This window comes from Clostridium estertheticum, from assembly GCF_011065935.2.
GTDB classification, from domain to species: Bacteria; Bacillota; Clostridia; order Clostridiales; family Clostridiaceae; genus Clostridium_AD; species Clostridium_AD estertheticum_A.
In genome coordinates this window covers 461,136-473,945 of record NZ_JAAMNH020000001.1, presented here as the reverse complement: position 1 = coordinate 473,945, position 12,810 = coordinate 461,136, and the positions used below count along the sequence as shown (strand labels likewise).

10 protein-coding genes are annotated in these 12,810 nt (G+C 30.9%); 1 reads left to right on the top strand and 9 read right to left on the bottom strand.

The genetic code is table 11. The features are described from left to right. The first annotated feature begins 126 nt into the window (after positions 1–126). The gene (abc-f, locus tag G9F72_RS02200; protein WP_164957053.1) at positions 127–2,052 is read left to right on the top strand and encodes a ribosomal protection-like ABC-F family protein; all 1,926 of its coding nucleotides are present in this window, start codon (positions 127–129) and stop codon (positions 2,050–2,052) included. A gap of 142 nt (positions 2,053–2,194) precedes the next feature. Here the strand turns inward: abc-f and G9F72_RS02195 are convergent, their stop codons facing one another. The 9 genes from G9F72_RS02195 to G9F72_RS02155 all read right to left on the bottom strand — a co-directional run bounded on the left by G9F72_RS02195 (position 2,195) and on the right by G9F72_RS02155 (position 12,809). Next, positions 2,195–3,502 (bottom strand): hypothetical protein, encoded by a 1,308-nt coding sequence (locus G9F72_RS02195; RefSeq protein WP_164956818.1) that lies wholly within the window; start codon positions 3,500–3,502, stop codon positions 2,195–2,197. Continuing rightward, positions 3,499–4,629 (bottom strand): DUF58 domain-containing protein, encoded by a 1,131-nt coding sequence (locus G9F72_RS02190; protein WP_164956819.1) that lies wholly within the window; start codon positions 4,627–4,629, stop codon positions 3,499–3,501. The genes G9F72_RS02195 and G9F72_RS02190 overlap by 4 nt, the downstream gene beginning before the upstream one ends. Positions 4,630–4,641: 12 nt before the next feature. Further along, positions 4,642–5,592 carry an AAA family ATPase gene (locus tag G9F72_RS02185; protein ID WP_164956820.1) on the bottom strand — a complete coding sequence of 317 codons (951 nt, stop codon included), beginning with the start codon at positions 5,590–5,592 and terminating at the stop codon, positions 4,642–4,644. A gap of 301 nt (positions 5,593–5,893) precedes the next feature. Further along, positions 5,894–7,165 (bottom strand): M14 family metallopeptidase, encoded by a 1,272-nt coding sequence (locus G9F72_RS02180; protein ID WP_164956821.1) that lies wholly within the window; start codon positions 7,163–7,165, stop codon positions 5,894–5,896. Between the two features lie 234 nt (positions 7,166–7,399). Continuing rightward, a complete protein-coding gene (locus tag G9F72_RS02175; RefSeq protein ID WP_164956822.1) occupies positions 7,400–7,897 on the bottom strand; it encodes a dihydrofolate reductase in 498 nt (165 codons plus the stop codon). Further along, positions 7,897–8,694, bottom strand: coding sequence for a thymidylate synthase (locus tag G9F72_RS02170; RefSeq protein ID WP_164956823.1), 798 nt, complete (start codon positions 8,692–8,694; stop codon positions 7,897–7,899). The genes G9F72_RS02175 and G9F72_RS02170 overlap by 1 nt, the downstream gene beginning before the upstream one ends. Positions 8,695–8,992: 298 nt before the next feature. After that, positions 8,993–9,781: an OAM dimerization domain-containing protein gene (locus tag G9F72_RS02165; RefSeq protein ID WP_164956824.1), complete on the bottom strand. Its 789-nt coding sequence runs from the start codon at positions 9,779–9,781 to the stop codon at positions 8,993–8,995. 3 nt (positions 9,782–9,784) lie between these two features. Next, a complete protein-coding gene (locus tag G9F72_RS02160; RefSeq protein WP_164956825.1) occupies positions 9,785–11,338 on the bottom strand; it encodes a lysine 5,6-aminomutase subunit alpha in 1,554 nt (517 codons plus the stop codon). Between the two features lies 1 nt (position 11,339). Beyond that, positions 11,340–12,809 carry a MutS-related protein gene (locus G9F72_RS02155; RefSeq protein ID WP_164956826.1) on the bottom strand — a complete coding sequence of 490 codons (1,470 nt, stop codon included), beginning with the start codon at positions 12,807–12,809 and terminating at the stop codon, positions 11,340–11,342. Position 12,810: the final 1 nt, after the last annotated feature.

Below are 12,810 nucleotides of genomic sequence, written 5' to 3'. Positions count from 1 at the left end.
TTAAAAAAATCCTACATATATTTATTTTTCACTACAAAAATTTCAATATAAATAGTACAATAATATATAAACGGTCTTTAATTAATATTATAATGGTAATACTACAGAGCAGGGAAGGTGAACATAATAATAGTTCTAAGTTGCAAAGACATTCACAAAAGTTATGGTATAGATGTTATTTTAGACAAAATAACTTTTAGTATAAATGAAGGTGAAAAAGTAGGTTTTATTGGTGCTAATGGAGCAGGTAAATCTACACTTTTTAAAATACTCACGAATCAATTAGATTACGATAATGGTGAGCTATTTATAGATAAAAATAAGAGGGTTGGTTATCTATCTCAGGATCTAACCTTAAATTCCGATAGTACTATATACGAAGAAACACTTTTAGTATTCGAGGATCTCTTAAGCCTCGAAAAAAACCTTAAAGATTTAGAATCAAAAATGAATGAACCTTATGATGCTTCAAAAGAGGAATATACTAATAGAATAATAAAAGAATATACATTAACTTATGACCTTTACAACAATCGTGGAGGATACACCTATAAAGCAGAAATTGGTAGGGTTCTTAAAGGTCTTGGCTTTATGGAAGAAGACTATAATAAGCCCATCAACATATTAAGCGGTGGTCAAAAGACTAGAGTTGCACTATGCAAGTTATTGCTTAAAAATCCAGATGTATTGTTACTGGATGAGCCCACTAACCACTTGGACCTAGATGCTATAGAATGGTTGGAAGATTATTTGAGAGCCTATAAAGGAACTATGTTTATAATATCTCATGATAGGTTCTTTTTAGATACTATTTCTAATAAAACTTTCGAACTTCTTAATGGTCATGTGGATTGTTATAATGGAAACTATACAAATTTTATTGATTTAAAGAAGATAAATTATGAAATTCAATTAAAGGCCTACAATTTGCAACAAATAGAAATAAAAAGACAAGAAGATATTATAACTAAATATAAATCCTTTAACAGGGAAAAAAGTGTAAGGGCTGCAGAGAGCAGGCAAAAATCCTTGGACAAAATGGAAAGGATTTATCAACCTGACAGGGATCCTAGGGAAACTAGAATTAATTTTGAAACAGAAATAAAAAGTGGAAATGACGTCCTCCATATAGAAAATTTATCAAAATCATTTGGAGACAATCTTTTGTTCGAAAATTTAAACCTAGATATGAAAAGGTCAGATAAGATTGCTCTTATTGGAGAAAACGGAAGAGGCAAAACCACTCTTTTTAAAATTATAATGGATAAAATCCCAAGTGATACAGGCATAAAAATATTAGGCAAAAATATTTTTGTAGGATATTATGACCAAGAACAATCAAATTTGAATGAAGAAAAAACTATAATAGATGAGGTTTGGGATGAATTCCCTAAACTTACTACCACCGAGCTCCGTACAGCCCTGGCTGCATTCTTATTTATAGGTGAAGATGTATTCAAAAATATATATTCATTAAGTGGTGGGGAAAGATGCAGGATTAATCTTCTAAAGATCATGCTATCTAAATCCAACTTTTTACTACTAGATGAGCCGACAAATCACTTAGATATTATGTCACGCGAAGCACTAGAGGATTCAATACAGGCATATGACGGCACCGTTATTGTAATATCTCATGATAGATATTTCTTAAATAAGGTAATTTCTAAAATACTTGAATTGAACCAAGATGGTCTCAAAGAATATTTAGGTAATTATAATTATTATGTAGAAAAAAAGAAAAACCCTCTTAGGTTCCAAGTAGAAGAAGCCCAAGTTGGAATGTCAAAAACCCAAATTAATTTTGATAAAAAAAAGAAAAGAGAAGAATCAAAATTAGAAAAACAAAAGAAAACGGCCCTAAAAGATCTAGAAGATAAAATTTCTTCATTAGAACAAGAATCAGAAAAATTGAATAACGATCTTTGTATTGAAGAGGTTTATTCAAATCCTATTAGAAGCTCAGAGGTAAATAGTCAACTTGCAAATGTTAAAAAGGAGCTTCAAGATCTTTATGCAACTTGGGAAGACTTTATAGCTGAAGTAGAATAAAAAAAATTCTATTTTAAGCATATTAAGGTTCGGAATGTAGGATGTTCTGATAGTAAAGAATTCATTAACAGACTCTAAGTTTATTCCATGAAAAATTCATTATATACTATCTGCCACACTCCTACATTCCGAACTTTGATGATTATAATTGTTTCTTTACATTATCAAGAGATTTTCTTACTAAATCCAGCTGATTTTCACTAGGCTCATAGTTTGAAAATTTTACTTCGTTATATATATCTGTCATTTCATCCAGATAGTCATCATTTTCTATGTTTGCCTTAGTTGTATTTTTTAATTGAGTGGCTGTCATATACGATTTATAAATCTTTGCTTTTTCAGTTATTTTTTCAAAATCCCTATAAATATTTAAAATTTTGTCCTTCATAGTATTATTCATTCTAAATACTTTCTTTAATATGGTTGATATACTGTTTTTATGCTTATATTCCTTACTATTCTTATCCATTTTTTCTTTTTCTTCTGTATACTGTTCACTCTTAGATTTCATAAACCTCATTTTTTTTATTACATCAATAATAAATAAAACAAAAATAAGTAAAATAATAATTTTTACTGTAGTAAACCAAATTATATTATCAGCTGCAGTTGCTCCACTATTTTCTAAATTTTTATTTTTACTAAAAAATAAACTCTTTGAATATCCATCTAATCCTGGCAAAAAATTTTTCCGTAATAATTTACGTAATATATCTATTATAATTACTATAATGGGTCCTACTATTTTTATAACTAAATCTAAAAATTTACCTATTACAATATCTAGCCCCTTATTTAAAACATTTATTGAACTAAGGGATTTGTTAAAAACACAATCAGTAGTTAACATAATTGTTGATATTACAACTATGCCATACTTGAAAAAGATATTTGTAAATAAGTTTTTTATAATACTTATTTTTTTTGCTTTTTCTGTATTTTTACTTTCTATTCCTACTTTATAATAATAGTTCCTACTTTCCTTAAGAAGTATTACTGTAACTATCATATAATTTATAAAAAATCTGTATAAATAGTCAGCAATAGATTTTTCTAACCAAAATGAGATTATAGCTATTAATGCTAAAATTATTGCTCCTTGCTTCGCTTTGGACTTATATTCTTGATAATCTACAGGCAACTCTTCCATAGCTAAATTTACAAAGACAGCAGCAACCACAAATATTAAATTAATTAAAATTGCTAAGCCGTCAAATAAAATCCACATAAAAGGTATACTGCCTATTGTAGGTAGTATTATAGCTAAATATTTATTATTTTTTTTAAGATAAATGCATTGCATTAAGAATACTACCACTAAAGAAAGAAAAAACAATTTATAGTCTGCTACATTTTTAAATAAGAAATTTGTCATAGCTACCCAAACTACAAAAGTAATTAATGTAATGTCTAAAGTTACCAGTGTTTTAATCTGCCTAAGAGAGCTCATACTATTTTCTCTCCTTTATAAGTTATTTTTTCGATTCCACTTATGAAAGGAATATCTTCATTTATAGATACATCTATGATTTTAAGTTTAAAGCCACTTTTACATAGTTTATTAAGTACACATATGCTCTTTTCATTTAAAAATGGAGTTACTAATATGTAAGTTACATTTTTATTGAATTTATTAGCTTGCTGTTTTAAATATTCATCAAATACCACCCTAACCCCTGAGTCAATTCTAGCTGCTAATTCCATAATTCTTTTAAAAGAATTTAAGGCAGGTGCAACTTCTCCAGTTAAGTTTCCATTCATAGAAATTATCCTAGAATTTGTCCACAAACCTGTTGGAATCCCCTCTTTTATAGCCTTATTTGTTAATGATACTGCTATTTTTATTCCAATTTCAATAGGTGCTTCCATTATATGTGCCCAAGCTGGATCTCCACATTGAACATTAAGTATTATAACTAATTCTTTATCTGAAGTGGTATCATAGTCCTTAACCATAAGTTTGTCCATTTTCAAGCTAGTTTTCCAATGAATATCCTTCATTCTATCTTCCACATTGTACTCTCTTATACCCTTTATATACAAAGTGTCTTTTAAAATCCATCTTTTCACAGTGTTATTCCCTTGAAAACTAGTGGTATCAAATTTATAGCTAGACATATTTTTTAATCTTGGATAAACTAAAATCTCGAGATAGTTTTCTGTTTCTATAGACTCGGCTGATAACCCAAAGATATCACCAACGGTAATTTGTATGTTTTTAAGTATATAAGTCCCTCTCTTTTGCGCAACTAATTCATATGTTCTTTTCCGTCTTTCATATCGCCCTATCTTATACCTGCTTATATGGCATAAATTATCGCCATACTTATAGCTAACAACTTCATTATTGAAACTTATACCTTTAGGTATCACTTCATTTATAACTAAAAAAGATATAGGAAGACGCTTATTATTCTCAACTGTTGTCTTAATTGAAAACACTTCACCTTCAAAAATTCTAGGATTATCTATTTCCCTTCTAATTTTAAGCTTTTTGAAGCCTCTTTTCTTTGTAATATTTGATATTTCTAACATCACCCATGATATTAATACTATTAGTATAAACTTTACTCCCATACTACCCTCCCCCTATAGTTTTTCTAATGGAGCTTCAATAGTGTTTATAATTTCTTCAATTATTTCACTCGCCTTATCATTTCCTAAATTCATTTCGCTTTTTAAAATTAATCTATGACTTAGTATAGCTACTGCAAGTTCTTTAACATCTTCTGGTATTACGTAGCCTCTACCACTAATAGCAGCTAAAGCTTGACTTCCTTTTATGAGATTCAATGTCCCCCTTGGGCTGCATCCAAGCTCTACGTCCTTATGATTTCTTGTTGCTACCACTATATTTAATATGTATTTTTTTAACTCTTCACTTACATGCACTTGATTATAATTATTTTGGACATACTCTATTTCTTCCATGCTTACAACAGGCTGTAAATCTTCTAATGGATCATTTGTAATAAATCTATCTATCATATTCTTTTCATCATTAAAATCTGGATACCCCATAGAAATCTTCATAAAAAATCTATCTAATTGTGCCTCAGGTAATGGGAAAGTTCCAAACTGCTCTACTGGATTTTGTGTGGCAATAATAAAAAATGGTTTGTTAAGCTTAATGGTATTTCCTTCTACGGTTACTTGCCTCTCTTCCATGCATTCTAATAATGCAGATTGAGTTCTAGGTGTTGCTCTATTTATTTCATCTGCTAATAAAAATTGACTTAATATAGGTCCCTGCCTATATTCAAACTCCTGTATTTTTTGATTATAATAATATATACCAACTAAATCTGATGGTAACAGGTCTGGGGTAAATTGTATTCTTTTAAAGCTACAATTCATAGATTTTGATAAACTTCTTGCGAGCTTTGTTTTTCCAAGTCCAGGTACGTCCTCAAGCAATACATGCCCTGAAGAAATAAATGCTACAATTATTTTTGTTATATTCTTTTCTTTTCCTACAATAACCTTATTAACGTTTTTTGTTATTTTACTTGCGAATAATTTAAATTTTTCAACTTCCATTAACAGCCTCCCTTTTATTTTTAGATATAATACATCTTGCCTATTAACTGTACACGTAATGTATTAATGAGAATTTTAAAATATTTATATAGTTAATCATATAGTATAGTATTCATATTAAAAAAGATGTAATATTGTGTGCTTATTACATAATATTAATTTCCTTATTCCCTACTTTTTGTTAATATAAGTAATAATTTCAGGTACAGTATGATTTAAATTTAAAAGTGAAAGAAAAACACAAGTAAAAAAACCCCTAAAAAAATTTAAGGGTTTTACAATACATTTCGTGGAATATTAATTATATCAATGCCCCTTCTAGTAACACTTTAATGTTATCTTTATAAATTTTATTAAATTGACTTATTGGAAGAGGATTTTCTCCAAGTCCAACCTCAATGGTATAGCCAGGTCTTCTAAATTTTTCTATAAACCAATCCTTATATCCTGCATAACTTGTTATTCCATAGGTTTCTCCGAGTTCATAACCACTTAACCGGGAAAATGTCTCCGCTATTCTTCTGGCTTCAGCGCTAGCCAAATTTTCAAAATCCCAGTAAATTACCTCCCCTTGACTGTGATAAGCTATTACTAATCTAAAGTTATTTTTTCTTGTAAAATCTGCTACAGCTTTAGATTCTGATTCTGATTCTGGTGCCGTTCCTGAATATCTTGAAGGTCCTGGTCCATATACTCCATAGCTTTTTTCTGCGTCCTTTGATTTTTGCCACAGAGCATCATAATTATGATTAAGGTCTACCCCCCTTATATTTGAGCTCCAATTTCTTGAAAAATCAGTACTTCCATTATTCCACTTAATTAAATCATTGTAGTATGGGTTACTCCTATCTAGCCCATTAAGCACTAAGTCAACTCCATCTGGATTTACCATAGGCATTACATATATACTGCTTTTATTCCATATATCCTGAGCATTATAACCTTCTAAAGGTTGACCTAAAGCATATGCTTTAGCAAAATTCTCAATAAATTTCATTAAAAGTACAGTAGTTATCCATTCATCAGCATGATGAGATCCATTATAAAAAACTTTATTAGGTCCATTTCCCAGTTTTACATAATAAAGTTCTTTTCCTAGCTCACTCTTCCCTGCACTAGCAACTTCAATAAATGGATACCTAGCCTTTAGCCCTTCTAAGTCCTTTTTCATAATGTCATAGGTGTAGTCAATATTTGTATATACCACCTCCAATGAATAAGGAACTATAATCTCACGTCCAACTTGCAAATTATTAGGATTTATTTGAGGATTAGCTGTAATTATGCTTGCAACTGTTGTATAATACCTCCTTGCTATAAGATATAATGTATCGCCCGGTCTAATTCTATAAGTATCATAACCTATTAAAAATCTATTCATAAGTTTATAAGTATCATCATTCACTACTCCTGTAGGAGATAGGCCAAAATATCTTTGAAATTTCACAACTGCTGCTGCAGTTTTGGGTCCATAAATTCCATCTATCTCTCCCACACCAAAACCTAATTTATTAAGTAGTGCTTGTATTTCCATTACCGCGGTTCCTCTTGATCCTATCTTTAGGATTTGCAAATTACACCTCCTAAAATTTCTTATACTACTATTTTATGAAATTTAATGAAAAATGTTACAACTTTAAATTAATATAATAAAAAATAATGTACTTATAAAATTTCACTAATTATTTTAAAATTTCTAACATAATTATATATAAATTAATTTCCCTGATACTTATTTCATGATGCATAAAATACCCCATATAGTAGACTTTTTTAGTCTATTATATGGGGTATTATAAATTTCTATTTACACCTTAACAATGCGTTCCAAGGTTAAAAAAGTGTACCCTGTTGTTTTATCATCATTGACGTATCCAGTTTCTTCTTCTCTAATATTCCACTCTGAATAATTAAGTTCAGGGAAGAATATATCAGCATTATATTCCTTGTGTACTTTTGTTAAATGTATCTTATTACAATAAGGCAATAATAACTTGTAAATCTCTCCCCCACCTATGACAAAGTATTCTTTACTTTCTTCCAACAGAGCGAATAGCTCTTCCTTAGAATTTAAAACGGTAACTCTTTCATCATTTATAACAAAATCTTTATTTTGAGTAATAACAATATGGTGTCTTCCAGGAAGAATACCAGGAAGCGATTGGAAGGTCTTTCTTCCCATTATAATAGTATTTCCACTTGTAATTTGTTTGAATCTTTTTAAATCTTTTGAAAAATGCCAAAGTAATTCATTGTTTTTTCCAATAGCAAAATTTTCTCCAATGGCGACTACGCAAGTTAGCATTATACAGCAACACTCCCTATATTTATTTTTCCTAGATGTTTATAACCTATAAGTTTAACATCCTCTGCTGTGAAGTCATAAAAGTTTTTAATTTCTGGATTAATCCAGAACTTAGGGGCTTCTAACGCTTCTTCTTTTCTTGAAAGCTGTAATTCTAATCCTTCAATATGATTTTCGTAAACATGTGCATTATTTATAACATGAGTGAATAACCCTGCTTTTAATCCTGTAACTTGTGCTATCATATGAACTAAGACTGCGTATTGACTTGTGTTAAACGGTACTCCAAGCCCCATATCTCCAGACCTTTGTACTAACATACAATTTAGCCTTCCATTAGTTACATCCCACATAGTTAGAAAACAACAAGGTTGCAGTGCCATTTTAGGAAGGTCTTCTATATTCCACAAGTTCATCATCATTCTTCTATCTTGAGGATTATTTTTCAAAGCCTCAATAAGTTTATCTATTTGATGGTACTTGGCTATTTGAAAACCATAGGCATTGCCTATAGTTCCATCATCTAAAGCCCACTTATCCCATATATGCACATTTTGTTCTTGAAGTTTTTTTACATCATTAGATTGGTCTTTAAAAATCCAAAGCAATTCCTTAACTGCTGTTTTAAAAGCAACAAATTTAGTTGTTAATATTGGAAACTCTTCTTCTAAATCAAATTGCATAATTTGGTGAGGAATTTTTAAAGTTGCAATCCCAGTACGATTTTGGTCGTAGTATCCTTTTTTTATAATTTTCTTAACAATATCAAGATATTGTCTATCCATTTCATTTAACATAATTTATCTTTAGTGAGAGAGTGTACATTTACCCAAACCCACTAAATACTCACTTCCTTTCTATATCCTATGTACAAGGCACTAAAAGTTATGTGTCAATATTCATATTCTACAAATGTGTTTTAAATATTATATCATGAAATTTCAACTATATTTTAAACATAGCCAAATATTTTTCAATAACATATCCTACCAACTTGTTACATTGAATGTATCATAAATTCAATAATTATAACAACAAGACTTTAAATATTTGAGCTAAAAAATAAATCTAGAGATTTCTCTCTAGACTTATTATTTAAACGAGCCCTCTCTCAACCATTTCTGTAATAGCAAAACTTGCTATATCACCAGCAAATTTTCCTGGTCCGAAACCTGCATCGTATCCGAGTTCTTTAGCAAGCTCATGTGTTATTCTTGGACCTCCACATATTAATACAACTTTATCTCTGATTCCTTCTGCTTCTAATAATTCTACTAGGTTAGTAAGGTTTTGAATGTGTATATCCTTTTGTGTTACAGTTTGAGAAACTAGAAGAACATCTGCTTTAAGCTCTATAGCTTTTTTAATGAATTCTTCATTCTCAACTTGGCTTCCTAAGTTCAGTGCTTCTATCATAGGGTATCTCTCAAGTCCATAGTGTCCTGCAAAGCCCTTCATGTTCATTACAGCATCTATACCAACTGTATGCGCATCTGTACCTGTACTAGCTCCAATTATTACTACATCACGTTTAATGTTTTCTTTTATATACTCTCCAACTTCTTTCATATCCATTACTTCACACTCTACAGTTTGAACATGGATTTCTTCATAGTTTACAGTATGTGTTAATGAACCGTAAATCACATAGAAAGCAAATTCACTATCTAAAGAACCATGATGAGCACAGATTGGATCTTTAAGTCCCATGGATCTAGCAAGCTTTAGTGCCGCTTCTACTCCTCTTTCATTATCTTCTACTGGAAGTGTAAAGCTCACTTGAACCTTGCCATCATTCATAGTATCTCCATAGGGTTTAAGCTTTGTTAAATCTAAACTTTTATCATACTCTTTAACTTCTAATGAATATTGTCCTTCGCTCATTATTTATTCCCCCCCTAGCATTAAATCTATAAATGGATTGAAATAAGCTTTTTCTTTTTGAACAACTCCTGCAAGTCCTTTTCCACCAGTTAGAGGTCTCTTAATTCCTGCAAATTTCCCTTGTTGAAGCGTACTGAATAAGCCTTCTTTTTCAATTTCTCCAATTAGATCTGCTGCTTTATTTAATACCTCATCAACTCTTGTTTCCATTATGCCACCTTTTTTGAAGGTGATTTCTGATCCTAAATCCTTCATAGTGCTAAATATATATTGAGCATTATCTATTGATATCGCTCTATCTGCCATAAATGGAGTGTGTATTGCTTCTGTAAGCATTCCAAGAAGATGTAATTTTTGTCCTGTCATAATAGTAACCATGTTGAATAATGCATCTTGTACTTGTCCTTTAAATATATCTCCAGTCTTAAACTTAGTTGGAGGCATATATTTTAGTGGAGCTTTAGGGAAGATTTCTCTTGCCATTTGTGCTTGTGCCAGTTCATATATGAATCCATTTTCAACATCTGGGCTTATTTCAAAGGCATGGCCAAGTCCCATTTGTTCTTCTGGAATTCCAGCAACTAATGCAAATTGCTCATTTATAAATTGAGACGCAAGTACAGTATGAGCTTCTTCTACTGCATCTGCTGTAGTTAAATAGTTATCTTCTCCAGTGTTTATGATAACTCCGGCAAATCCATTGATTATTCTTGAGAAATATTGGTCAACTATAGTTCTTTGCATGTTGATATCTCTAAAAAGAATTCCGTATAGTGCGTCATTAAGCATTACGTCTAATCTTTCTATAGCTCCCATTGCAGCTATTTCAGGCATACATAGTCCTGAGCAATAGTTACAAAGTCTTATGTACCTCCCCAGTTCCTCTCCTACTTCATCAAGAGCTGCTCTCATAAGCCTGAAGTTTTCTTGAGTTGCAACCGTTCCTCCAAAGCCTTCGGTTGTAGCTCCGTAGGGAACAAAGTCAAGTAAGCTTTGCCCTGTGGTTCTTATAACTGCAATTATATCTGCGCCTTGCTTTGCTGCTGCTCTTGCTTGGGTTATATCTTCATAAATATTACCTGTAGCAACTATTGCATAAAGATAAGGGCCACTTTTATCGCCGAATTTCTTAAGATATGCTTCTCTCTTGCCTCTATTTTCACTAATTTTAGAAACCATTGCCTTAGCTACTTTATCTACAGCCATTTTGATTTCAAATTCATCATGCATAGGAAGTTTAGTTAAATCTATTTCACCACTTGCTACTTTTTCTGCAATTTCTTGCGGCGTGTGGCCGGTTTCAACCATAGCATTTCCTATAAACATTGCAGCACCAAGTGCTAATCCATTGCCATTTTTAATGTTATCTACGACGATATTTGGAATGGGTACTCCCACTTCATCTACCCCATCAATGCCTAAAAGTCTACAAACAGTTCTTTCAACTGTTACTGTAGTATGTATATCAATAAATTCTTGAGTATCTTTTGCTATATTTCTAGCTGATTGTCTAGCTTTATCAACCACAGCCCAATTTAAATTTAATTTGCTTTCCATATTATTCCTCCTCATTATAGATTTTTTTTGCTATATCAACTATTTCATTTTGAAGGCCTAATAATAATGCTATATTAAGTGCATCTTTAGGTACCTTATTTTCTTTTGAAACCTTCTCTAGCTTATAATCCATATGTTCTTGTATTAATTCAACAGAATGACTTCTATTCTCATTTATTTTATATTTTAAGTCATCAAAATCCACATTTTTAAGTCCCATTACTTGATAATGCTCCATATTGTCCTCAACCACTCCGTCATAATGAGTTGATATGAGGCTTACAGAGTTAATTTTAGTCAAGTATCTAGCAAGAGATTTCACAAGAAAGTACCCTTCTTTTGGATTAGTGCCTCTGGCAAACTCATCTAAAGCTATAAAGCCATCTTCTCTTTTTGCACACTCTACTACTTGTTTTAACTTTATTATTTCTGCGCCAAATGTACTTAAACCTTTGGATACTGATTGCATATCATCTGAAACGAAGTGAATAAAACTAAGAATTGGAAATTGTGCCTCTTTTGCAAATACAAAAAAGCCCATTTGACCCAGAAGTAAATTCAGAACAATAGTCTTTAGAGTAACACTTTTCCCTCCCATATTTGCACCAGTTATAATAGTTGTCCCTGCAAATAGATCTATACTAACAGGAGTAAATCGTTTTTTATCACTTTCTAATATTTCTTTAATTTCAGGGCTAAAGGATTCTTCAAGGTGAATGTTCATTTCATTACAAATTTTTGGCCTGATGGCACCATAAGCTATGGATAAATTTGCTTTAGCAATTAAAAAATCTAATCTACCTATGGCTTTTATATTCTGAATTATGGCGCTTACTTCTTTAGAAATATCTAGTGTTAGCTCTTTTCTAATACGGAGTTCTTCCGCTTCTTCCTCTATAACTAAGTCTAGCCTTTGCTGCCTTAGCTGACTTATTTCTTCATCATTTTTTGCGATGAAAATTTCCTTTTCCCTTTGTTTTTTCTTTTCACGAATGTCCTTTAAAGTTTTAGAGTACTCATCATAAACATAAAAAGTAGGTATTCCTATACCCTTGGGATCCAAGGTATAAATAATTCCCTGTAGTGAGTTTAGATGAAGCTCCTCTATATTAAGATGTAATTCGTCTAGCACATCTTTTAACTGCGTAACTAACATTGAGAAATATTTAATTTCGTATAATTCAACTTCATCTAATGTTTTGTTTTCACTACATCTTTTAATAGAATTTCTTATATCTTTTAGCTTACAAAATATTCTTCCTATTGCGTTATACTCGTCCACATGAGAATTCATAGAATTAATTATACTTTCTAGACTATTTAATTCATGGTTTAATTCATCTGTTTCTGAAGCTTTAAAGGGAAGAATATTTTTTCTTACTTCTAGTCCATAAGAGGTAGTTATTCCCAGTTTGTCCATAACAAAAGAAAATCCTACTTGCTCCCTCTGCTGCACATCTAAAAATTTCATT